Origin of the sequence: Synechococcus sp. R5-13, assembly GCF_047462015.1 — a bacterium.
In the GTDB taxonomy this organism is placed as follows: domain Bacteria; phylum Cyanobacteriota; class Cyanobacteriia; order Thermostichales; family Thermostichaceae; genus Thermostichus.
Genome location: NZ_JANSIL010000007.1, coordinates 1 through 22,254, shown reverse-complemented (window position 1 = coordinate 22,254; position 22,254 = coordinate 1). Strand labels below are relative to the sequence as shown.

The following is a 22,254-nucleotide window of genomic DNA, read 5'->3' as shown; positions in this document are numbered from 1 at the left end:
ATATGTCAAGATTTTTCTGGTGCGGGGGGACTCAGGCCCAAAAACCGCTAAGCCTTGCCAGACAAGGCTTTGGCTTGGGGATCTCTGTGCAACTGCCGCAGAACTCAGCTCGCTCAATCTCTTGTTTGCGCTGTTTTTCTTTGTTTTTCTCTTGAATTCTCCATTTTCTGTCTTTCCTTTCTGGACTTGGGTTGGATCCTGAGTTTTGCTGGGAAGCGTAGCGAGGAATACGGGGATGGCGCAGAGGGAAAGACAGCCACCTGGGGAAAGTGGGCCACGCACGGGATCCCAAGAGCTCTCGCCGGCAACCCTTGACAGGGCCCCGCAGGCAAGACAAGGATCGGGGCGGTGACCTCGGAGAACCTGAACCATGGCTCAACTGCCCCGCTTCCGTCGCCGAGAAGTGTTGCTTTCTTTATTGGCCACCGGCGCTACCTTGAGCGCCTGCCAAAGGGGATCCCGTTCTGACCAACCCAGCGGCAGGGATCCCGTTCCTGCCTCCGGCAGCCAGTCCTCCGACAAAGTTTTGCTGATCAACGGGGCCGGGTCCACCTTTCCGGCTCCTCTTTACTTGCGCTGGTTTTCCGATTACCGCCAGGTGGATCCCAAGGTGGAGATCAATTTCCAACCGGTGGGCAGCGCCGCTGGGATCCGGCAATTTATTGACCAGACAGTGGACTTTGCCGCCAGTGATGTGGCCATGACCGATGCCGAGATCGCCGAGGTGAAGCGGGGTGTGGTCATGATCCCGATGACCGCAGGCAGCATTGCCGTAGGCTACAACCTGCCGGGGATCCCTTCTGGACTCAAGCTGTCTCGACCCGTTTTGGTGAAGATCTTTCGCGGCCAAATCGACCAGTGGCGGGATCCGGAGATCCTGGCCCTGAACCCGGAGCTAACCATTCCCGATCTGCCCATCACCGTCTGCTACCGCTCCGATGGCAGCGGCACCACCGATACCTTTACCCGCCACCTGGCGGCCATCGATCCGGCTTGGGCCTCAGAAATCGGTGTTGGCATGTCGCTGGAGTGGCCGGTGGGCATTGGGGTGAAAGGCAACGAGGGCATGAGCGCCCAAATGCTTCTCAGCGAAGGGGTGATCGGCTACGTGGAGTCGGTCTATGCCCGCGAGCTGGATCTGTCGGTGGCAGCTCTGGAGAACCGCCGCGGCGAGTTCATTCTCCCCTCCCCGGAAGCCTCGGCCCTGGCCTTGAGCGAAATTGAGCTGCCGGAAAACCTGCGGGCTTTTGTGCCGGATCCCGCTGGCCCTGGAGCGTATCCCATCGTCACCTACACCTGGATCCTGACCTACCGCCGGTACTCGGATCCCGCCATGGCCGCCGCCCTGCAAGCTGTGCTCCGCTGGGCCCTTACCGAAGGACAAGCCCTGGCCGAGGAGATGGGCTACCTGCCCCTGGCCGCAACCGTTGTGAACCGCGGCCTGGAGGCGCTGCAGCTTATCCAGAGCTAGCCTGGCAGCAGTCCCCCAAGAGTTGCCAATAGCTGCCAACCCAGGCCATACCCCAAGCGGCACCGAAAGCAAGGCTGCTGCAGGTACGGAGATCCGTAACCGGTCTGCCCTTCAGCCCCGAGAAATGGGCGGCATTCTCGCCCTGGCCTCGCCAACCAGCTGGTTAGGATCGACCCAGGAAGTGACCAAGCATCTGCCGGATTTTCACAGATTGGCTGCCCAAGCTACTTCACACAGGCTGGCGGCGGTAACCGAAGCAATGTACTCAAGAAGAGGAGAATAAGGAGCCGATGGGAAAAGTTGTAGGAATTGACCTGGGCACAACCAACTCGGTTGTCGCCGTAATGGAGGGGGGTGTCCCCACCGTCATCGCCAATGCTGAGGGTACTCGCACCACACCCTCGGTGGTCGCCTTCACCAAAGATGGAGAGCGCCTGGTGGGCCAAATGGCCCGCCGCCAAGCGGTGCTCAACCCCGAAAACACGTTCTACTCCGTTAAGCGGTTCATCGGTCGTAGGTACGATGAGCTGAATGCCGATTCCAAGCGGGTCTCCTACCAGGTACGGCGGGATGAGCGGGGCAATGTCAAGTTATACGCCCCCCGCCTGAACAAGGAATTTGCGCCGGAAGAGATTTCGGCCATGGTGCTGCGCAAGCTAGCGGATGATGCCAGCCGCTACCTGGGCCAGCCGGTCACCCAAGCGGTGATCACGGTTCCTGCTTACTTCAATGACTCGCAGCGGCAGGCCACCAAAGATGCGGGCCGCATTGCCGGTTTGGAAGTGCTGCGCATCATCAACGAGCCGACGGCAGCCTCTTTGGCCTACGGCTTGGACAAGCGCAACAACGAGACCATCCTCGTCTTCGACCTGGGCGGTGGCACTTTCGATGTGTCCATCTTGGAAGTGGGGGATGGCGTTTTCGAGGTGAAATCCACCAGCGGCGATACGCAGTTGGGCGGCGATGACTTCGACAAGAAGATCGTCGATTGGATGGCCGAGCAGTTTAAGCAAATGGAAGGGATCGACCTGCGGCAAGACCGGCAGGCGCTGCAACGGCTAACGGAAGCTGCGGAAAAAGCCAAGATCGAGCTGTCCAGCGTTTCCGAAACCACCATCAACCTGCCCTTCATCACTGCCACTGCCGATGGGCCCAAACACCTGGAGCTGAAGCTCTCCCGCGCCCAGTTTGAGCACCTCTGTGCCGACCTGCTGGAGCGCTGCAAGGGGCCGGTGGAACAAGCCCTGCGGGATGCCAAGCTCACCAAGGCCGACATCAACGAAGTGGTGCTGGTGGGGGGATCCACCCGCATTCCGGCGGTGCAGCGGCTGGTGAGGGAGCTGCTGGGCAAAGAACCCAACCAAAGTGTCAACCCCGATGAGGTGGTGGCGGTTGGGGCGGCCATCCAAGCGGGTGTGCTGGCGGGCGAAGTCAAAGACGTGCTGCTGCTGGATGTCACCCCCTTGTCCTTGGGGGTGGAAACCTTGGGCGGCGTGGCCACCAAGCTCATCCCGCGCAACACCACCATCCCCACCCGCAAGTCGGAGATCTTCTCCACTGCCGAAGATGGGCAGACCTCTGTGGAAATCCACGTGGTGCAAGGGGAGCGGGAGCTGGCCCGCGACAACAAATCTCTGGGCCGCTTCAAGCTGGACGGGATCCCGCCGGCCCCCCGCGGTGTGCCGCAGATCGAGGTCACCTTCGACATCGACGCCAACGGCATCCTCAAGGTGACGGCCAAAGACAAAGGCAGCGGCAAAGAGCAGAGCATCTCCATCACCGGCGCCTCTACTTTGGATAGCAAAGAGGTGGAGCGCATGATTGCTGAGGCAGAAAAATACGCTGCCGAAGACCGGGCCCGCCGGGAGAAAATTGAGCGCCGCAACAAGGCCGACTCGCTGGCCTACCAAGCCGAGCGGCAGTTGAAGGAGTTGGGCGACAAGATCTCCTCCAGCAAACGCAGCCAAATCGAGACTCTGGTGCGAGAACTGCGGGAGGCCATCCAGCGGGAGGACGACAGCGCCATCCAGAGCAAAGAGCGGGAGCTGCAAGAGGCTCTCTACGCCATGAGCAGCGAGCTGTATCAACAGCCGGGGGCCTCCTCTGGCCCCACTCCCGGCTCAGGGAAAACCTCCGGCGGCAGCGATGATGTGATCGATGCCGACTTCACCGAGAGCAAGTGACTGCTCAGGGATCCCTCCGTGGGCCGCGGGCCCAGGGCGGATCCCGCCCTTACTTGTAGCGCCGATAATGAGGAGGGACGGGATGGGCGATGGCGTCTAGCCCGCCTCCTCATTTTCTTCAGTAGGTCGGAGGGAAGGAGCCCTTGCCGGGGACGCCTAGCCTCGTGGTTTTCTGCCCACTCTCAGCGATTTGCCTGCGGACGCCTCCATGCAAAACTTTAAGGACTACTACAAGATTTTGGGGGTCAGCAAAACGGCCACTGCCGATGAGGTGAAACAAGCCTATCGGCGCCTAGCCCGCAAGTATCACCCAGATGTCAACCCCAACGACAAAGCGGCTGAAGAGAAATTCAAAGACATTAACGAAGCCTACGAAGTTCTCTCGGATCCCAGCAAGCGCAGGCAATACGACCAATTTGGCCAATACTATCAGCAGGGCGGGTTTCGCTCCAGCCGCGATGCCTACACCTACAGCAGCAGCCCCTTCAGCCAAGACTTTGGGGGGAGCGGCGTCGATTTCAGCCAATTTGATGATTTTCAAGACTTCATCGATCAACTGCTGGGCCGGGTGCGCAGCCAAACCGCAGACCGCAGCAGCGGATTTTCGGGATCCACTGGCAACACCAGTTACGATGCTGAGGCCACCATCCAGATCAGCATTCCAGAAGCTTTTGAGGGGGGCAAGCGTCGCCTGCGGGTGGGCGGGGATCGCGTGCTCGAGGTAAACATCCCGCCGGGAATTACGCCAGGGAAGCGGATTCGCCTGCGCGGCCAAGGCCACCCCAACCCCAACGGCGGTGCCGGTGATCTGTACCTTAAAATTGAGCTGAAAGACCACCCCTTCTATCGCCTAGAGGGATTCGACGTTTACTGCGATCTGCCCATCAGCCCCAGCGAAGCGGTTTTGGGCGCCCAGGTGGAAGTGCCCACCTTGGATGGGGTGGTGAAGCTGCGGATCCCACCTGGCATGCAGCCGGGGCGAAAGTTGCGGCTGGCGGAAAGGGGATTTCCCAAAGGCAACGGAGAACGGGGGGATTTTTACGTGGTGGTGCAGATCCATTTGCCCACCCAGATCTCCGAAGAAGAGCGAGAACTTTACGAAAGGCTGCAGCGGGTTCAATCCTACGATCCCCGCGCCACCCTTAAGCTCTAGCATTGATATTCTCCGATATTCTCCCACGGCCAAAGCCTCAAGATTCTTGACAAGCGCTCCGCGCCGCCTGAAAGCAGGAAGCCGCCCTTCTAGCTTGCTTCCGGTAGCGGTAGGGCGGGGCTGGAGGCCCAGCCTTGGGGTCAAGATGGGGTCCTGCTGGAATCTGGTTGCGTCGGCGGGACGGGAGCTGCATTTGCTTCCAGAGGTTCCTGACGAGAGCATCCCTGGCTCCATTGCAGTTGCCGCAGGATCCCGCGCAACAAGGCCACCTCGGCTACGGTCAGGCCGGCTCGCTGGAACAGGGCGCGAAACTTGAGCATTTTGCGGCGGGCTGTGTGGGGGTGCAGGTAGCCAATTTGCAGCAACAGCGCTTCTAAGTGGTCGAAAAATCCCTCCAGCAGCTCGAAGGGGGCAAGCCTTTGAGGCGAGGGCATAGGAGGAGCAGGGGAAGGGCTCTGGCAGACGAGGGTGTACAGCTCATAGCAACAAATGGCCACGGCTTGGGCCAAGTTTAAAGAGGGATAGGTCGCATCGGTGGGGATCTGGATCTGGCGATGGCAAAGGGCCAGCTCCTCGTTGCTCAAGCCGCGATCTTCGGGGCCAAACACGAGGGCGGCAGGGCCGGCGGCCAGCAGAGCGGGAAAGGCTTGGCGGGGGGACTGAATTTGCCATTCGGGTGGGTAGGTTTGGCTGCGCCCCGTTGTCCCGAAAACCTGCACACACCCTTGCAGGGCTTCGGGCAAAGTTTGCACCTTCCGGGCTTGATGGAGCAGGTCTGCCCCATGCACGGCTGTGGTGATCGCTTCCATATCGAGGGGATCGCATTGGGGATCCACCAGCACCCATTGCCTGAGGCCCATGTTTTTCATGATGCGAGCAACAGCGCCCAAATTGCGTGGCCCAGCCGGCTGCACCAATACAAGCCGTACCTGCGCCAGTTGTTCAGGGCCAGAGTGGGGTAATATCGGCATCAGGTTGGGATCCCCCAGAGTGCCTAGAGTAGAGAAGAGGAGCTTGATTTTGTCATAGATTGCATCCATGGGATCCGCATACCGTTGTTGGCTGAGCTTGATTTGTCTGGTGTTGGTGGGATGCTGCTGGGGATCCCCGGCGCTGGCTGCCCCTTCATCGCTGGCAGGGCCGGCTCAGGTATCGCCCCAGCTCGTTCGCGATAGCGACTCAGAGCGGTTTTCTCTGGCCGAGGCGCGGCAGCGGCTGGAAGCCATTGCCGAGGCCATGCGCTCAATTCGCCTGTGCAACCGGCCCAACTGCCGCTACCGAGATATCGCTGTGGACGTGTGGCCTGTGGACATATCCATCCCCAATGGTGGTGCCGAGCCGTTCTACGAGGGCAGCATCGACGCCATTATCGACCGTCCTTCCGGCAGCTTGGATAGAGCCCACTACCGGCTGCAGTTTCGCCAGGGGCGCTGGCAGTTGCTGGGGGGCGAAGAGGTGTCCGATGTCTCTTCCTTTTTCTTTGAGGGAGATACCTACGAGGTGTTCAGCGCCTACGGCACCCGCAGCCACAAAGCCAAGTTGGCAGATGCCAGCAGCAACCTGCGCGTGGGCTATCGGGAGCTGTATTACCGCGTTTTCGACCAGGGCCAAGAGCGTTTGCACTAGCGCTGCGGAGCACGATGAGAGGCCGGCAACACACCTTAGCCAGCTCTATTGCCCTAGAAGGCGTTGGCCTGCACACCGGCCTGCCAATTGGCTGCAGTCTGCATCCAGCTCCTGCCGGCAGCGGTCGGGTTTTTGTGCGGGTGGATCAACCGGGATCCCCTGAGATCCCGGCTCGGTTGGGATCCCTGGCCCCTGCCCATCTCTGCACCCTGTTGCAGCAGGGATCCCCCTCTGTTCAAGTGCAGACGGTGGAACACCTGCTGGCCGCCCTTTACATCCTGGGCATTGACAACTGCCGCATCGAGGTGGAGGGGCCGGAGCTGCCGATTCTGGATGGCTCTGCCCTGCCCTTTGTAGAGGCCATTGCCCAGGCCGGGATCCAGGCCCAAGATCAGCCAGCCCTGCTGGGGGTGATCCAAGAACCGGTCACTGTCTGGGCGGGGGAAGCCTTTGTCAGCGCCCTCCCCCATCCTACAGCCCGCTTTACCTATGGCATCGATTTTGCCGATTGCCCGATTGGAGAACAGTGGCTGAGCTGGAGGGAGAACAGGCCGGATTTTGTCCAGTCCATTGCGCCGGCCCGCACCTTCGCCCGCCAGCAGGATGTGGAGCTGGCCCGGGAACGGGGGCTAATCCAGGGGGGCAGCCTGGAAAATGCCATTGTCTGTAGCCAAACCGAGTGGTTGGGGCCATTGCGCTACCCAGATGAGCCGGTGCGCCATAAGCTGATAGATTTACTAGGAGATCTCAGCCTCCTGGGCTGCCGACTGCAGGGGCACATTGTGGCCTACAAGGCGGGCCATGCCCTGCACCACCGTTTGGCCGAGCAGTTGCTCAAGAGTGGATCCCTGCTGATCCATGAAGAGTGAGGGGGAGCAAGGGATCCGGTTGCGCAGCAACAACCCTGCCATCCTCAGTTGCGACAGCGGTGCCGAGCACTTTTCTTCAAGGGGATCCGCTCTATTGGAATCTCTTGATCTCTTCTCCGTAGATCCCTGGGTGCTCTTTTGGCTGAGTTCTGGCCTGCCGTCCTCCCCGTCCGGGATTTGGTTTTGTCCTCTGCCTCTGTGGGTTCACCATGTCCTCTGATGTCTCCCCTCCTCCCCTTCTCTCGGCTGAAGCAGCCGCTCAATTGGCAACCGCTCCCCCCGTCTTCACAACGGAGCAGATTTTGGAGATCTTGCCCCATCGCTATCCTTTCTTGCTGGTGGATCGGGTTGTGGAGTATCAACCGGGGCAACGGGCGGTGGGCCTGAAAAACGTCACCTTCAACGAGCCTTTTTTTCAAGGGCATTTCCCCAACCGACCCATCATGCCCGGCGTCCTAATCGTCGAGGCCATGGCCCAGATAGGGGGGATCGTGTTGACCAAGTTGCCGGACGTGGCCGGGCGCTTGGCCCTGTTTGCCGGGATCGATGGCGTTCGCTTTCGCCGCCCGGTACTGCCGGGGGATCAGCTGCTGCTCTCCGCCGATTTGCTCACCATTCGCCAGAGACGCATTGGCAAGATGTTCTGCCGCGCTCAGGTGGGAGGGCAACTGGTAACCGAGGGGGAGCTGATGTTCTCCCTGGTGGATTGATGGGCCAACAGCGGCCATCCAGGAGGCGCTCCGGTGTGGGTGTTCTCGCAATTGAGATAAAGTGTTGGGATAGAAAGATGGCTCAGGGGCTGCTTGCGCCTTTCTGTCGGGATACGGTAAACATGTTGTCGCGACAGTGGGGCGTAGCTCTAAGGCTCATCTCCCCTGGAGTCAAGTCTTGGTGATCCTTCGCAGGGTTGGGAGCGTAACCACAGTTGCTGGCTAGGTCGGAAATGAGTTCGTTCGCTTCAGCGGGATCCACTCCCAACATCTCTGCAAGTGCGCCGCACCGCTCACGGGAGCGGATTCATCCCACTGCGGTGATCCATCCGAAAGCTGAGCTGCACGAAACGGTGCAGGTTGGCCCCTATGCGGTGATCGGCGAGCATGTTCGCATTGCTGCCCATACGGTGGTGGGGGCCCATGTGGTGATCGATGGCTGGACGGAAATCGGCGAGGGCAACCACATTTTTCCGGGAGCAGTTGTGGGCACCGAGCCTCAGGATCTGAAGTACAGCGGCGCCCCCTCTCAAGTGGTAATCGGCAGAGGCAATCGCATCCGCGAGTTCGTCACCATCAACCGGGCTACCAATGAAGGGGAAGCCACCCTGATCGGAGATCACAACCTGCTGATGGCCTACACCCATGTCGCCCACAACTGCGTCATCGAAAATCAGGTGGTGATTACCAATGCTGTTTCCTTGGCCGGCCATATCCACATCGAGTCTCAAGCCCGCATTGGCGGCATGGTCGGGATCCACCAGTTCACCCGCATTGGGCGCTTGGCCATGGTGGGGGCGATGAGCCGGGTTGACCGCGACGTTCCCCCCTACATGTTGGTGGAAGGACATCCGGCTCGCATCCGCGGTCTGAACTTGGTGGGGCTGCGGCGAGCCCAAGGGATGGAGGGATCCCTGCCCTTGCTGCGGCAGGTCTACCGATTTTTGTACCGCTCAGGGTTGCCTTTGGAAAAAGCGCTGCAAACACTGCGCAGCAGCCTGTGTGTCGTTTGTAACAGCGGTGCGGAGGGAGAGCGCCACATCCTTTCTCTGCAGGGGAAAGAGTGGGTGGACGAGACGGGATCCCTGCAACATCTGCTGCAATTTTTGGAAGACTCCCTCTCCCAGCCCCAACGACGTGGCCCTCTGCCGGCCCTGCGCGGGAGGGGGGAAGATCCGCCGGTGCAGAGCACTTCAGAGCTGGATGACTAAAGATTGGGGTCGGGAGCGTAGCTCTAGTGAGCCACCTGTTCATCTGCACGGGCGAGGTCTCAGGGGATCTGCAGGCCGGCCATCTGATCGAAGAATTGCTGCGCCAACGCCCTCAGCTGCGCATCACAGCGGTCGGGGGAGAGCGCATGGCTGCTGCCGGGGCCCGTTTATTGCACCGCACTACCGAGATCAGCTCTGTTGGCATTTTAGAGGCTCTTCCCTTTGTCGGCCCCGCCCTCTGGACGGAGTGGAAGATTCGCCGCTTTTTAGCCCAAGACCCGCCAGATGTGGCCGTGCTGGTGGACTACATCGGCGTCAACAGCCGCATTGCCCGTCTGCTGCAACGGCGGCAGATCCCTGCTGTCTATTACATTGCCCCCCAAGAGTGGGTGTGGTCGCAGGACGCCCGCCTCACCTACCAACTGGCCCAGCAGATGCGGCTGATGTTGGCAATTTTCCCTGAGGAAGCTCGCTACTACGCGGCGGCAGGAGCCCATGTCCAGTATGTGGGCCATCCCCTGTTGGATATTTTGGCCGCTGTGCCCAGCCGTGCTGCAGCCAGAGCCCAGTTGGGGATCCCTGCCGAAGCCACGGTGGTGGTGGTGGTGCCGGCTTCGCGTCGGCAAGAGCTGCGCTCGGTTCTGCCTGTCTTGCTCAAGGCGGCTCAGTTGTTGCAAGCTCACCTGCCTCAGGCACAGTTTTGGGTGCCCCTGGCCTCGCCCCGTTTTGCTGCCCCGATTGCGCGGGCTGCCCGCCGCCTTGGGCTCAACCTCACCCTTTTGGATCCCCAAGCTCTGTCCTTCTTCTCCCCCCACAAAGCTCATCACCTCGCCTTGGCAGCGGCTGATTTGGTGTTGGCCAAGTCGGGCACGGTGAACTTGGAGACGGCTATCTTGGGGATCCCCCAGGTGGTGATCTATCGCCTTAACCCCCTCACCTTCTGGATCGCCCGCCATTGGCTGAGGGTGTCGGTGCCCTTCATGTCTCCGCCCAACCTGGTGCAGATGCGCCCCATTGTCCCGGAGTTGCTGCAGGAGCAGGCCCAGCCGGAGAAGATTGCCCAACTGGCGCTGGAGTTGCTAACTCGGCCCGAACGCAAAGCCCAACTGCAAGCCGACTACGCCGCGATGCGGGCAGCCCTAGGAGAACCCGGCGTTCTGGCTCGCGCTGCCAAGGCCATCCTAGAGGTGTTGGATGGCGAAGCTGGATCGAAGCAGGATCCCTTCCGCCGCTAACTCCGGCGACCCAGCACCTGGGGCACGGCCCGTCCTCCCGCCAAGGCTGCTGTCGAATCCTCCTCTTCCAGATACTCAGCATCTTGGTTGACCCGCCACCCATCGTAGCGCCGTTCCCCCGCCACAATGTTGCGAGCGGCCAAAAGGCCCGTCATCATGGCGTGATCCTGGTTATTGTAGCGGTGCATGCCGTTGCGGCCTGCCACCTGCAAATTGGGCAGTGCTTCTTCCAAAAAGGTTCGAATGGTCTGGATGTGAGCTTGATAGCCGTGATTGTAAACCGGGTAGGCTTTCGGGGCGCGAATGACTGTGCCGCCCAAAACCTTTGCCTTCCCCAGCAGGCCCAACCGCTGCAATTCCAGCGTTGCCAAGGCCATCAAATCCCCATCGGTTTGTCCCCAAAAGGGATCCGTCGCTGAGCAAAAATACTCCAAACCCAAGCAGGTGACCGAGGGATCCGGAACCATGTCCGCGCTCCAATTCTTGAAGTTTTGGATACGCCCCACCCGCACCGAGGGATCGTGAATGTAGATCCAGTGATCTGGAAATAGGTTGGGCTCATCCACCAGCAAAGCCACCGTCAAAAAATCCCGATACCGCAGTTGTTCGGCAGCCTCTCGCACCGGCTCCGGTGCTGCAGGTACCAAAGCCCGCACCAGAGAGCGCAGCGGCATGGTGGAAATGAACTGCTCGCCGGTCACCCAAAAGGTCTCTCCCCCTTGAGAACAGGCTTGTACAGCTTGAACTCCGGCCCGGTTCCAGTGGATTGCCGTAACCTTGCGATCCAGTTGTACCGGCTGCCCGGCTTCTGCCAGCAAGGTTTGAACGCGCTCCCACATCTGGCCTGGCCCTAGGCGAGGATAGCGAAAGCGATCGATCAGGGTTTTGATCACCCCCTCTCGGTTGGGGAAAAAGGTTTTACGGATCAAAGAAGCCATCGACAGACCCTTGATCCGCTGGGCTGCCCAGTCGGCGCTGATCTCGTGACAAGGGATCCCCCACACTTTCTCGGTGTAGGTCTTAAAAAAAGTGCGATACAGCCGTTCCCCAAATTGGTTAATGACCCAATCTTCAAAAGATACAGGATTGGGCCTGGGAAAGAGGCGCGCCTTTAGGTAACTGAGCAGACAGAGGGTGGTAAACCCTGGCCCCAGTTTGGCAAAAACATCCGTAGGTCGAATTGGATAATCAAAGAAAACACCTCGGTAAAAAATGTGGGAAAGCCGACGGCAAACCTGCATTTCCGAGCCCAAAATCTCCGTCCACAGAGCCTCAATTTCCGCCGACTTGGAGAAAAAGCGGTGTCCACCGATATCAAAGCGATAGCCTTGGTAGGTTACAGTGCGGGATAGCCCCCCTACCTGCACCGGATCCGCTTCCAAAACCGTTACCGGGTAGCCCTGCTTGTTCAGCTCGTAGGCGGCACTCAATCCAGCTGGCCCCGCCCCGATCACCACTGTGGACTGCACTCTGGATAGCTGCCTTGAGGTACCATCTGGTAGTATAGCAAAGGGATTGCAGTTTGACGGCGTTGGCTGTCTTTTGTGGTGTGTTCTGATTCACCCAGTTCAACGCCTGCACAAAGGCATCTATTGTCGCATCCAATTTTGCAGCTTGCGACTGGGACACCTTGAGTTTGCAAGCTACAGTCAGGACTTGGGTCATGCGCCGATTGTACTTCATCAAGGAAGGCCGCATTCCTTCCGGCACTGACCCTGGATAGTGGTGAGTGGGTAGTGACTAGCCACTAGTCACTAGCCACTAATAGAGTGCGGGGCTCCTGCGGGTTCTAGCTGAAAACAGCACGTCCCGGTTGGCTGGCCACCAATCAGGATCTGATCTTGGCCCTGGCCGATCACCTCTCCATCGCCATTCGGCAGGCGGAATTGCTCCAACAGGTTCAGGAGCTGAACCGCACCCTGGAAGAAAAGGTACAGGCCCGCACCGCCCAACTGGATCGCCAAGTACAGGAATTGCAGCGGCTGGATCGCCTGAAAAATGACTTCCTTAGCACGGTGTCCCACGAGCTGCGCACCCTTCTTTCCAACATGAAAATGGCCATCCACCTGCTCAGCTCCGTCCTGCTGCCTGCCCAGGGCGCTCCCAGATCCCCGGATCTGGCCAAAATCTCTCAGTACTTGAAGGTGTTGGACAACGAATGCGAGCGGGAGATCAGACTGGTCGAGGATCTGCTGGAACTGCAGCAGTTGGAGATGCTCAAGGGACTCCGTCCCGCTAACGCGAACGGTTCACAGCGGCTCTGCTGGTTGGAGCTGCAAGAGTGGTTGCCCCAGATCGCGGAGCCCTTTGCTCAGGAGGCCCATAGCCGCCATCAGCGCTTCAGCCTTGGGATCCCTCCAGGACTGCCTGCCATTTTTACCCTGCCGGGAGTGCTAAAGTCGGTGCTGGCGGAATTGCTGAAAAATGCATGTAAATTCACCCCTGCTGAGCACCTGATCAGCCTTCAGGCCACCTGCCATTCCGACCACCTGGACATCCAAGTCCTCAACACCGGCGTAACCATTCCCCTGGAAGAGCAAAAGCGGGTATTTGAGAAGTTCTATCGGGTGCCCAGCGCGGATCCCTGGCGGCAAGGGGGGACAGGGTTGGGGTTGGCCCTTGTGCGGCAGCGGGTAAGCCTGTTGCAAGGAAGCATTCACCTCAACAGCGAGGCCAACCACACCTGCTTTACCTTGCGGCTGCCTCGGGTTCTCCCTGTCTTTGGCCAAGGCAAGCCAGCTCAGCCTAGGGTGTAGGCGTCGGGGTGGCCGGCTTTGGAGAGTTGGAAGCTTCCCCTTCCTGCAAAACTTCTTGCAAGCGGGCCCGAACCCGCTGGTTGAGAACAGGATTTTCGTTCGCCAAGGTCATCAATTCGCGGTATTGAAGCACTGTCAGCCCTTGCTCCTCGACAATGCGGCTGGCTTGGGTTTCTGTGCGCTGCATAATTTGCTCGTACTCCTCCTCGTTCTGGGTTTCCCGCAGTTGGGCGCTCGCTTCCCGGATCAGGGGATCCAACTCCAACAGAATCCGCACCAACTGTTCCACCTGGGCATCGGTGACTTGCTCTGGGGTCAGGGCTGGAGATGCCACAGGGCTGGGAGTTGCTGTGGCCGGAGCCTCCCCCGAAGTTGGAGAAGCAGTGGCAGCAGGGCTAGGCAGCGGGGTTGCTCCCTGTGCCCAAACCGGCAGGGATCCCAAGCTGAGTCCCAGACCCATCAGCAACGCGAATTTCATCATGCCCAAAACTCCCCAAACCCAGACAAGATAGACCTAAGCCCTTGAGGTGCAGCCAAACCTGAAGCCAGACTAGCAAGATGCCTGAATTCCGTCTAATCGGTTCAACGCAGTCCTGAATGCCCATCAAGCTCATCCCAGCTTGCCGGCACCTGAGGCGCGATCTATCCAATCCCTACGGTACCAGAACTCCTCACTCCAGGGCTCCCAGGATGAACTCGCGAAAGGGCTGTGTGGACATGCTGGGGATCTGCAGTGGATCTCTTGTAGAAACAAGAAGTTGGTTGTACAGTCTTACATGCGCTGTTCAACGGTAGCCCGGCACCGGAGTGCCCCTTTCTCTCCTCGGTTGAGCAGCTCCAGACTTGCAGCATCGGCAATTGACTTAGCACTTCAGCCCAAAGGGGGTTGTCTTGAAGCTGAGCTTAGGTATATGTTCTGTTGAGTATCGTTTTTGTTAATGTTAGGCTAGGGTCCAGATTTGATGCGGATCTCCCACATCGGCATCTGACTTTCTTCGCAGGTGTCAGAGCCCGTGGATCCCCTATCAATATCAGCAGTCAACCTAGCAAACGCCCAATCGCCAGCTCTCTTTGCAGGCGATTGTTGGGGGATTTTTTGTTCGGAGAAAGGTTCCCGATTAGATTTTTTTGGGCGCGTCCATAAGTAACCCTTCAAGGGCTTTGAGGGCGACTGCTGTCTTTATTGCCTTTGTAAAAGATGATAACAAAAATGGGTAAAAGTTATTGCTTTTCTTAAGCAGCGCTGATATATTCTTTGCGGTTGCGGTTGTTCGGTCATCCTTCTACAGGAGGCTTACATTGGTTAGGAGAAGAAAGCGTAAGAGCCGCCGTCGTCTGGAAGGGCGCAAAATTTTAGATCACATTCCTCAATTTAATCTGGACAGTGGTGAAGAGAAGTCTGTAACCGCTGCTCGAAAATATATTCAGGAGAAGTCTATTCAGCCCCCCGCACTTATTTTGGTGCGACGAAATGAACATACAGTTGATCGGTTTTTTTGGGCGGAGAAGGGGTTGTTCGGCGCGCAATATGTCGAGGAGAACCACTTCCTTTTTCCCAGCCTGCGAGCTTTGTTAGCAGAGGTTGCGGCTGAAAAGCCAGAGAAAAAATCCTCGAAGACCCTTGCAACTGCCGCTCGCTAGCTTCTGGCCAGCTTTTCCTACAGCAGGAGCCCAGGAAACAGCCCCCCTACCCTGGGGGGTTTGTTGCAGCCGCTCTCAGAAGATCGAAAGAACTGACCCTGTGTACGGGATCCCTCCCCACGGGTTGAGCTCCTGCTGCCTCACTCGCCATACTCGACCTGCTGGCGGCAGCGAGGGAGCCACGCGCTATCCTACAAGGGATCCCGTCGGGAGATGCCGGATGAGCCGACTGCCTCAAACCACTGCCCATATCCAAATTACCCGCCGCTCTTGGCAAGAGGGTGCCATTGAGGGGGAAGTCAATGCCAATGGTTGGGTTTGGCGCTTTTGCTGGTGCTTTCGGGCCGGGGAACTCAGAGTGGAGCCTTCTGTGGGGCGAGCTTTGATTTGCGAGCCCTTGAGCCGCTTTCTGGAAAAATCCGACTATCTGCTGGAACCGGGCAGCAACTACTCGTTTGTGATTCGCAGCAGCTTGTGAACTCTCAATCTGAGCAGATCTGAGCAGAGCTTTTGCCCAGCACCAAAGACCGGGGCTGAGCAATGGAAGGCACCTGCTACGGTGACCCAGAAACCAGGTCTCAAGCCCCGTGGGCGAAGAGTGCCTCCCCTCTCACTCCTGTCGCGCCCAAGCTGTTCGCACTTGAAAGAATCCTCGCCCTCTAGGCAGGGGGGTAGTCAATAAAGCTGCAGCAGCCTTTGGTCTTCGGCGGGGGAGGAGGCACATCCAGAGCTGGGTTGCACTCAAAGAAGCCCAGGGGCTTGAGCATAAAGCCGATGTAGCTAGCCGGCATCACTGGCCAGTCCTCGGTGCGGGGGAAGTGATTGCAGCCAAAGCTATACCAGAGCACCAGGCGGGTGTTTTCCAGGGAGCGGTTCGCTTGCGTCCATTGCACCAGCCCTTCGCCACCGGGATGTTGGTTGGGGTAGTTCCCTGCTGGGAACTTCTCGCCGGGATGGTAGGGCGTGGCCCAGAGGTGGTGGGCCAGGTATCCTGCCCGTCGGTACAGCCAAGAGTCGGGGTGGGCCAAAAGCTGGACGTTTTCCCCCGGCATCAGTTTGTAGGCCACCGGCTGTCCCAGGCGGTTGTGGCGATTGGGGTTGACAATCTTCCAGTAGCGACCTCGCAAGGGATCCACCGTTTGCTTGGCCTCCTGCTCGGCGCTCAGCAGGGTGGAGCGGGCGCGAAAGGCGTTGCCGTGAGGGTTATCCGGCCCCAGAGGCAGAGGTTCTGCATGCACTTCATAGAGGGAGTTGCACGGCCCATCCACCGCCATATCGAGGCGGACAGTGAAAAAGTGCTGGTGGTTGAGGCCAGACAATTGGGGTGCCACCAAGACGCCAAACTCCGGCTCTTCCCCCGGCAACGTGGCGCAAGTGTTGATGATGCCGGTGAGCTTGGCTTCAAACTCCAGCGTGCCGTCTTGGTAGAAATACCAGAAAAAGCCGTAGTCGTAGTTGCCAATGGTGGTGAAAAAGGAAAGCACCAGCCGCCGCGAGCGCCGCACCTGCGCCCGTTCCGTGCGCCAGTCGGTGTGCTTCCAGAGCACCCCAAAGTCCTCCTCGTGCATACAGACGGCATTTTTCAAAAGCATGGGCTCGCCGCTGTTGGTGGGCAACCAGGCATCGAAGTAGTAGATCTCTCCCAAGCAGTCGCAGCCCAGCTGCAGGGAATTGGCCTGCATGCCAATGCCGTATTCCCCCACATCAAAGGCATTTTTGCGACAGTGGGGATCCCGCGGATCCCCGTAGGGCACCACCATCTCGGCTACCGAGGCGCGGTAGAGAATGGGGCGAAGGCGGCCTTGATCCTCATAGCTCACCTGGTGGAGGACGAGCCCCTCTCGCGGGTTAAAGCTGATGCGCAGATCCCACTTCTGCCAGCGGATGTGGTGGCCGTCCACCTGGAAGCTCACCCCTTGGGGCTGAGTGATTTCTAGCGGCTTCAAGTCTTGGCGAAAATCTTTGAAAAACAGCTCGTCGAAGTTACCGGACTCCGGCGGCAAGGGCCACAGACCCCGATCCTCCACCTTGACAACTTGCATGCGGTTGAGGTCAATCCAGGGGTAGAGCCCCTCGATGGGGCGGGCATAGCCGTTGTCGCAAGGGGAAGTACGTAGGAAACAAAAGCCTCGCACCAGCCGCCGCCCTTCTTCTTCCGGGATCCCGAAGTAGCCCACCGTCCAGTAGTCCACCATCACCAAATCCACATCGGCAATGCCTCGGCGCTGCAAAGCCGCTAAAAACTGGGGATCCTCCTTGAGCAGGCGGTCGCAGGCGTACACCTCATCGTCGAGCAGAGGGGGCTGCACGCCCGCAATGAGCTGCCAAGAGCGCACCTGCTGTGTTGACAGAGAGACCACGGCTTCGTAGGTGTTGCCACTGGCCGGATCCAACAGCACCACGAAAGCCTGCCGATCCCACGGCTGCCCCGGCTGCCAAGTTTCCATCCAAGGCCGCTCCGGCTCGTGTAGCTGGATGGTTACAAAGCGCCCCTGAGAACTGAGGGGCCGTTGCCGGCGCAGGATCTGCACCACTTGCCGCATCTCCTCAGCACTGAGGGGATCCAAGGGGTGGCCTTGGGGCAATGAAGCCTGGCCAAGCAAAGCAGATTCACTCGACTGGCTATGTCGATCCAAACTGGGAGAAACTTTACAAACCACAGCAATAACCTTGAATTCTTCGGTTGGAAAATGATTGAGTTGAGCTAGGAAAAAATAGGGAGAAGTCTGCTGAGAAAGGTCAAAGGGATCCCTTCGCTCGCCATGCCGCGGGCCAGCCCATCAACCCAACTCAGAGAATCCAGAAAACCTAACAGCAGGCTAAACAGACTATCCTGTTGCCATCGCCAACATCGGGCAACTTTGCAAGAGATACCCGGGGAAAGGAAAACTTAAGCCAAAGCCCAAGGAAGTGAAGACAACCTCGGCTCTGCTAATTGTCCAGATCTAGCAATCTTCTGTTTCCCCGTCCGCTAACCAAATGAAGAGGGCAACGGCACCTTGAGAAGCCGCGCCAGGGCGAACAGGAAACCGTCAACCCATCGGGAAAATCTGAATACAGGTCTTACTACAGATAAACCCAAACTCGAGAGCAGGAGAAGTTTTCTGTGATTAAACGTCAGGCTTAACGTTGCACAGGAAAGCATAAAAAAGAGAAAACGCTTCACGCAGGCTAAGGGCAGGATCACACCGAGAAAGCTCAACGCAACGTCAACTCTCGCAAGAGCGCAAAGACATCTCGAAGCCTGCCCTGACCCTACCTGCCAGGGGGATCCCACCACTTGGGATCCGAAATGCAACTGACGATACTATAGCAGAGGCACCCCCCTTTCCCACAAGCCCGGCCCAAAGCCTCCTGGTCGCATCAGCAGGGTGTGACCCTAGGCCTTCTCCCCGTGAAGTTGAAGTCCAGCTCAAGTTGAAGGTTTGGTGTCGGAGAACACATATCTAAGAGTTACCCTGGAGCCATGCTTAAGGTTAGGAATTTCTAACAGTTCGAATAGTAGGATCTCCCAGGTTCTCTGAAAATTGTCCACAATGAGGCAGGGCTCATAGAATCTGGTGAGGGAGATGGCTTCAACTCGATACCGCCTGGTGCCGGTGCGGCCAGGAGACGGCAGCTTTTATCCAGAGCATCTCTATTTGGCCTTAGAAGCCACCCAACTGGGCTATTGGCAACTGGATCTGCGCACCTGGGAGTTGAGTGCTTCTCCCCAGTGCAAGGCCAAATACGGGCTGGATCCCGGCCAAGATTTCACCCTGGAAGTGTTTTTGCAGCACGTTCACCCAGAAGATCGCCAAAGGGTGAAAGAAGCTTTGCAGACGGCTGGGCCCAGGGCGGTAGAGGGGGATCCCAACTTTTCGGTGGAATATCGGGTTTACCAGGCCGACGGCCAGATGCGCTGGCAGCTTTCCCAGGGGATTGTGCTCTTGGGGCCGAAAGGGGATCCCGGCCAGGTTGTCGGGGTGACCCTGGATATCAGCGAGCGCAAGCAATTAGAGATCACCTTGGCCGAGCGAGAGCGCCACTATCGCCAGCTCCTGGAAGCCCTGCCCGACATGCTGCTTCGTCTGGATCGCCAGGGCCGCTGTCTGGAGTTCAAGCCGCCCAGCCATTTTTCTGTCCCCCATCCCCCTGCCTACTACCTGGGCAAAACTCCTGAAGAGCTGTTTCCTGATACCGGTTGCACCGGTGGGGCGGAACCCATAGCCCAAGCCATTCGCGAGCATCTGGAGCTGGCCTTGGCAACCCGGCAAGCTCAAGAGATCGAATACCCCTGCCCAGAGGGATCCCCTCAGCCCCAATATCGCCAGGCCCGCATCGTTCCCTTTGGGGAAGATCAAGTGCTGGTGATCATCAGAAACATCACCCCTCGCAAGCAAGCTGAGCTGAAACTGCAGCGGCAATTGCAGCGAGAAAGACTGTTTAATCAGCTCATTCAGGCCATCAACACCTCTCTGGACTTACCCACCCTATTTGATGTGGCGGTGCGGGAAGTGGGGGCAGTGTTGCAGGCAGCACGAGTTACCCTTTATCAGTACCTGCCCGCTGAGGCCGTGTGGTTGGGCATTGCCAGCCATAGCCGATTTCCTAATTTGCCCAACAATCTGAACCTGCGACTGCCGGATAGCAGGGATTTTATGGTTTTCGATCATTTGAAACGGCTGCAAATTTTTCATGTCCAGGATCCGGAGCAGATTGCCGATCCCTTTGCCATTTATGAGAAGCGAGAATACCAACTGGGCCCTTGGCTGGTGATCCCGGTGGCTTGTCAGGAACAAATGTGGGGCGGGCTATCGCTGCGGCGCCTGACTTCAGATCCGGATTGGCAAACCGATGAGATCGAGTTGGCCAAGGCTATCGGGGAGCACCTGGCGGTGGCCATTCAGCAGGCAGAGCTTTATCAAAAGCTGCAACAGACCAATGCCGAATTGGATTACCAAGTACGGGTGCGCAATGCAGAGCTCGAACAAGCTTACAACGACGAAGCGCTACTCCAGCTCATCACCGAAGAAATTCGCTCCACTTTGGATGAACAAAAAATCTTGGAAACGGTAGCCCGAGAACTGGCCCTGAGCTTGAACCTATCCAATTGCACCATTGCCCTTCATGACCCAGAGCGGCAGGTCAGCGTTTTGGCGGTGGACTATTTGGCCGGAGAAGGGATCCGGCGCTTCCCCCTGGAGGTTTCGTTTGCGGATTTCGCCCATGTGCTTCGTCAGCTCCAGCGCGGACAGCTTTGCCACTTCAGCAATCTCCATCACCCCTGCTGGCCTAACCACGACCGCTACACCCTGATCATCGCTCCCATTTGCGACAAAAGGGATCTGACAGCTCAACACGAGGAACTGCTTGTTTTGGGAGATATTTGTGGATCCCGTCCACCGGGGCAGATATTTACCGAGCGGGAACAACGGCTTATCCAACGGGTAGCCGGCCAATGTGCCATCGCCATTCGCCAAGCACGTCTTTATCAAACGATCCAGCGTCAGGTGCAACAGTTGCAGGAGCTCAACCAACTCAAAGATGAGTTTCTGCACATGGTCTCCCACGAAATGCGCACACCTCTCACCAACATGAAGCTGGCTATTGGGTTTCTATCTAAAGCCAACCTAACCGAGCGGGAAAGGCGCTACTTTCAAATTTTGGAGATGGAGACCAACCGCGAGCTGGAGTTAATCAACGACCTGTTGGAATTGCAAGCCCTCGAATCCGGAAACAAAGTCCTCAGACTTACCTGTTTATCTCCCCAGGAATGGATCCCCAATCTTGCCGAGCCCTTCCGGCTGCGGGCTGCGCAGCAAGGCCAACAGTTCCAGGTGGAATGGGATCCCGACCTTTGGCTCCTCTGCACGGATGAGAGCCTCTTGTCGCGGGTGGTCAGCGAGCTTTTAAACAATGCGTGTAAGTACACCCCCACTGGGGAAAGCATCTATTTGAGTGTGAGCCAGGCTAACTCCAATGGCCGTCCCGGCTGGCTGATCACGGTGCGCAATACAGGGGTGGAAATTCCTGCAGAAGCGTTGCCCCGCCTTTTTGAAAAGTTCTATCGCCTCCTCCAGTTGGATTGCCGCAACGCCGGGGGAACGGGCTTGGGTCTATCGCTGGTTCAAAAAGCAGTGGAGCTGATGGGCGGATCCCTGCGGGTGGAAAGCCACTCCCGGCAGGTGGTTGTTCAGGTGTGGTGCCCCCACCAGGGCAGCTTGTCGGAAACCCCAAGCAAGGCTTAGAGGGCAAGGCCAGCGCCTTGCGCAGGACTCGAACCTGCAACCATCGACTTAGAAGGTCGGTGCTCTATCCTTTGAGCTAGCAAGGCCGAAGAAAAGGGTGCAGAGCCATTATATCCCCGACCCAGTTCCCAATCCCCAACCCTGCCCACCTGCCTCTGGCTTGGATTTCCGCAGTGTTGCTTGGGCAAATTGCGCGGTTTGCCTTAGGGAGCCAGGGCGGGATCCCTTCACCATGGGAATGTTGGTTTTCGCTCAGGATATGAACGTCAAAGAGATCGTCTGCCAAGCTCTTGGAACGGGACGTCTGGGCGTCTCTCAGGAAACTTGACTGTACGGATAAGGAAGACTTGCAGACGGCAGATGCTTTGAGCAGATGCTTTGATCAGTGCCTTTTTGGATGGCGCTGTGCAGCGGGAGAGCCACAACTGGGCTCCCTGTGCATCGATCCCTTAAAATGGGCGAGCCGAAAGCAGAAAAGTACTCGTTTGAGTTCGAGGATCCCATGCAACCGAGCTATTGCGTCGGAGATAAGTCCAAAATGGGTGTTGAGGTGTCGAAAATTGGGATCCCCATGCCCTTGCTCCCTGATCCTGGCTCAGCTGCGGAAAAGAAAGCTGCCTCTGGCACTCAAGCTCTGTCTCCGGCAGCCAAGCGCCTGTTGCGCCTCTACCACGGCGGTAGCTTCATCTTTCTGGGCCTGTTGTGGCTGGTGGTCGGGATCCCTAGCCTTTGGGCTCTGCGAGCGGATATAGCCCGCCTGTGGGATTACTTTACTTGGACGGGCCTGCGATATGCCTTGTTTCACCGCCCAGGATGGCCGACTTTGGGGTTGTTGCTCTGTGTCAGCTTCACGATGGGGATCCTGATCGCCCAAAGCCGCTATGAGCTGTTCGGCCTGTATCCGGTGGAGCGTCTCATGCTGGAGCAGCAATCCCGTTGGATCCTATCCTTGCCGGTGTGGCATCCGCTGCGGCGCTGGTTGGTGCGCAGGTTGGATACTCAAGATTAGGTTTTGGCTGCTACTTGGGATCCCTGCCGGCACCGAGGCAAAATCTCGTTTGCGTGCGGGTAAACTACCCGACTCCGACCGCTAAAGCGTTACGGAGCGGGCTTTCAGTAGCCCTGAGCCTGCTCTGCTCTACCAGAGAACAAAACAGGCCCGAACCTCT

The 22,254-nt window shown here is 58.2% G+C and carries 18 protein-coding genes, 1 tRNA gene and 1 pseudogene; 14 read left to right on the top strand and 6 right to left on the bottom strand.

Translation table 11 applies throughout. The annotated features are described in order from the left end of the window. Positions 1 to 370: 370 nt before the first annotated feature. The 3 genes from pstS to NW840_RS00430 all read left to right on the top strand — a co-directional run bounded on the left by pstS (position 371) and on the right by NW840_RS00430 (position 4,807). Positions 371 to 1,471 (top strand): phosphate ABC transporter substrate-binding protein PstS, encoded by a 1,101-nt coding sequence (gene pstS / locus NW840_RS00440; RefSeq protein ID WP_414329476.1) that lies wholly within the window; start codon positions 371 to 373, stop codon positions 1,469 to 1,471. Between the two features lie 290 nt (positions 1,472 to 1,761). Next, entirely contained in the window at positions 1,762 to 3,654 is a 1,893-nt protein-coding gene (dnaK, locus tag NW840_RS00435) for a molecular chaperone DnaK (protein ID WP_414329477.1), read from the top strand. A gap of 208 nt (positions 3,655 to 3,862) precedes the next feature. After that, the gene (locus NW840_RS00430; protein WP_414341669.1) at positions 3,863 to 4,807 is read left to right on the top strand and encodes a DnaJ C-terminal domain-containing protein; all 945 of its coding nucleotides are present in this window, start codon (positions 3,863 to 3,865) and stop codon (positions 4,805 to 4,807) included. 140 nt (positions 4,808 to 4,947) lie between these two features. Here NW840_RS00430 and NW840_RS00425 read toward each other — a convergent pair whose 3' ends face one another. After that, positions 4,948 to 5,847, bottom strand: coding sequence for an RNA methyltransferase (locus NW840_RS00425; protein WP_414341667.1), 900 nt, complete (start codon positions 5,845 to 5,847; stop codon positions 4,948 to 4,950). Between NW840_RS00425 and NW840_RS00420 the strand changes: the two genes are divergently transcribed. The 6 genes from NW840_RS00420 to lpxB all read left to right on the top strand — a co-directional run bounded on the left by NW840_RS00420 (position 5,846) and on the right by lpxB (position 10,458). After that, entirely contained in the window at positions 5,846 to 6,433 is a 588-nt protein-coding gene (locus NW840_RS00420) for a hypothetical protein (RefSeq protein WP_414341666.1), read from the top strand. The genes NW840_RS00425 and NW840_RS00420 overlap by 2 nt on opposite strands. 14 nt (positions 6,434 to 6,447) lie before the next feature. Beyond that, positions 6,448 to 7,302 carry a UDP-3-O-acyl-N-acetylglucosamine deacetylase gene (lpxC, locus tag NW840_RS00415; protein WP_011434326.1) on the top strand — a complete coding sequence of 285 codons (855 nt, stop codon included), beginning with the start codon at positions 6,448 to 6,450 and terminating at the stop codon, positions 7,300 to 7,302. Then, on the top strand, positions 7,292 to 7,522 hold the full coding sequence (locus NW840_RS00410) for a hypothetical protein (protein ID WP_414341663.1): 231 nt from the start codon (positions 7,292 to 7,294) through the stop codon (positions 7,520 to 7,522). Before lpxC ends, NW840_RS00410 begins: the two co-directional genes overlap by 11 nt. Further along, entirely contained in the window at positions 7,512 to 8,012 is a 501-nt protein-coding gene (fabZ, locus tag NW840_RS00405) for a 3-hydroxyacyl-ACP dehydratase FabZ (RefSeq protein ID WP_011434327.1), read from the top strand. The genes NW840_RS00410 and fabZ overlap by 11 nt, the downstream gene beginning before the upstream one ends. A 233-nt stretch (positions 8,013 to 8,245) precedes the next feature. Further along, positions 8,246 to 9,223 carry an acyl-ACP--UDP-N-acetylglucosamine O-acyltransferase gene (gene lpxA, locus NW840_RS00400; RefSeq protein WP_414341661.1) on the top strand — a complete coding sequence of 326 codons (978 nt, stop codon included), beginning with the start codon at positions 8,246 to 8,248 and terminating at the stop codon, positions 9,221 to 9,223. Between the two features lie 26 nt (positions 9,224 to 9,249). Next, positions 9,250 to 10,458 (top strand): lipid-A-disaccharide synthase, encoded by a 1,209-nt coding sequence (gene lpxB, locus NW840_RS00395; protein WP_414341659.1) that lies wholly within the window; start codon positions 9,250 to 9,252, stop codon positions 10,456 to 10,458. Here the strand turns inward: lpxB and NW840_RS00390 are convergent. Together NW840_RS00390 and NW840_RS00385 are read right to left on the bottom strand one after the other, a co-directional pair. Beyond that, positions 10,455 to 11,927 (bottom strand): NAD(P)/FAD-dependent oxidoreductase, encoded by a 1,473-nt coding sequence (locus NW840_RS00390; protein ID WP_414341657.1) that lies wholly within the window; start codon positions 11,925 to 11,927, stop codon positions 10,455 to 10,457. The genes lpxB and NW840_RS00390 overlap by 4 nt on opposite strands. A gap of 34 nt (positions 11,928 to 11,961) precedes the next feature. Further along, positions 11,962 to 12,123 (bottom strand): annotated as a pseudogene (locus NW840_RS00385) (RNA-guided endonuclease TnpB family protein); the annotation flags it as partial. Between the two features lie 176 nt (positions 12,124 to 12,299). Between NW840_RS00385 and NW840_RS00380 the strand changes: the two are divergent. After that, the gene (locus tag NW840_RS00380; protein ID WP_414341654.1) at positions 12,300 to 13,214 is read left to right on the top strand and encodes a sensor histidine kinase; all 915 of its coding nucleotides are present in this window, start codon (positions 12,300 to 12,302) and stop codon (positions 13,212 to 13,214) included. Here NW840_RS00380 and NW840_RS00375 read toward each other — a convergent pair. Continuing rightward, the gene (locus NW840_RS00375) at positions 13,204 to 13,695 is read right to left on the bottom strand and encodes a DUF4168 domain-containing protein (protein ID WP_414341651.1); all 492 of its coding nucleotides are present in this window, start codon (positions 13,693 to 13,695) and stop codon (positions 13,204 to 13,206) included. The genes NW840_RS00380 and NW840_RS00375 overlap by 11 nt on opposite strands. Positions 13,696 to 14,513: 818 nt before the next feature. Between NW840_RS00375 and NW840_RS00370 the strand changes: the two genes are divergently transcribed. Next, a complete protein-coding gene (locus NW840_RS00370) occupies positions 14,514 to 14,855 on the top strand; it encodes a DUF3155 domain-containing protein (protein ID WP_049749658.1) in 342 nt (113 codons plus the stop codon). A gap of 220 nt (positions 14,856 to 15,075) precedes the next feature. Continuing rightward, positions 15,076 to 15,333, top strand: coding sequence for a DUF3146 family protein (locus NW840_RS00365; RefSeq protein ID WP_414341649.1), 258 nt, complete (start codon positions 15,076 to 15,078; stop codon positions 15,331 to 15,333). Between the two features lie 181 nt (positions 15,334 to 15,514). Here the strand turns inward: NW840_RS00365 and NW840_RS00360 are convergent, their stop codons facing one another. Beyond that, positions 15,515 to 17,458, bottom strand: coding sequence for a primary-amine oxidase (locus NW840_RS00360; protein ID WP_414341647.1), 1,944 nt, complete (start codon positions 17,456 to 17,458; stop codon positions 15,515 to 15,517). A gap of 966 nt (positions 17,459 to 18,424) precedes the next feature. Between NW840_RS00360 and NW840_RS00355 the strand changes: the two genes are divergently transcribed. Further along, entirely contained in the window at positions 18,425 to 21,085 is a 2,661-nt protein-coding gene (locus tag NW840_RS00355; RefSeq protein WP_414341645.1) for an ATP-binding protein, read from the top strand. 13 nt (positions 21,086 to 21,098) lie between these two features. Here NW840_RS00355 and NW840_RS00350 read toward each other — a convergent pair. After that, positions 21,099 to 21,171, bottom strand: a tRNA-Arg gene (locus NW840_RS00350). 485 nt (positions 21,172 to 21,656) lie between these two features. On the opposite strand from NW840_RS00350, the gene NW840_RS00345 reads away from it, so the two are divergent. After that, positions 21,657 to 22,094 carry a hypothetical protein gene (locus NW840_RS00345; RefSeq protein WP_414341644.1) on the top strand — a complete coding sequence of 146 codons (438 nt, stop codon included), beginning with the start codon at positions 21,657 to 21,659 and terminating at the stop codon, positions 22,092 to 22,094. Positions 22,095 to 22,254 lie beyond the last annotated feature (160 nt).

Excerpts from the sequence above, each read along its gene's own strand:
- NW840_RS00410 (WP_414341663.1), top strand. The coding sequence starts at position 7,292 with ATGAAGAGTGAGGGGGAGCAAGGGATCCGGTTGCGCAGCAACAACCCT.
- lpxA (WP_414341661.1), top strand. The coding sequence starts at position 8,246 with ATGAGTTCGTTCGCTTCAGCGGGATCCACTCCCAACATCTCTGCAAGT.
- lpxC (WP_011434326.1), top strand. The coding sequence starts at position 6,448 with ATGAGAGGCCGGCAACACACCTTAGCCAGCTCTATTGCCCTAGAAGGC.
- fabZ (WP_011434327.1), top strand. The coding sequence starts at position 7,512 with ATGTCCTCTGATGTCTCCCCTCCTCCCCTTCTCTCGGCTGAAGCAGCC.
- NW840_RS00425 (WP_414341667.1), bottom strand. The coding sequence starts at position 5,847 with ATGGATGCAATCTATGACAAAATCAAGCTCCTCTTCTCTACTCTAGGC.
- pstS (WP_414329476.1), top strand. The coding sequence starts at position 371 with ATGGCTCAACTGCCCCGCTTCCGTCGCCGAGAAGTGTTGCTTTCTTTA.
- dnaK (WP_414329477.1), top strand. The coding sequence starts at position 1,762 with ATGGGAAAAGTTGTAGGAATTGACCTGGGCACAACCAACTCGGTTGTC.
- NW840_RS00345 (WP_414341644.1), top strand. The coding sequence starts at position 21,657 with ATGCCCTTGCTCCCTGATCCTGGCTCAGCTGCGGAAAAGAAAGCTGCC.
- NW840_RS00365 (WP_414341649.1), top strand. The coding sequence starts at position 15,076 with ATGAGCCGACTGCCTCAAACCACTGCCCATATCCAAATTACCCGCCGC.
- NW840_RS00420 (WP_414341666.1), top strand. The coding sequence starts at position 5,846 with ATGGGATCCGCATACCGTTGTTGGCTGAGCTTGATTTGTCTGGTGTTG.
- NW840_RS00355 (WP_414341645.1), top strand. The coding sequence starts at position 18,425 with ATGGCTTCAACTCGATACCGCCTGGTGCCGGTGCGGCCAGGAGACGGC.
- NW840_RS00375 (WP_414341651.1), bottom strand. The coding sequence starts at position 13,695 with ATGATGAAATTCGCGTTGCTGATGGGTCTGGGACTCAGCTTGGGATCC.
- NW840_RS00430 (WP_414341669.1), top strand. The coding sequence starts at position 3,863 with ATGCAAAACTTTAAGGACTACTACAAGATTTTGGGGGTCAGCAAAACG.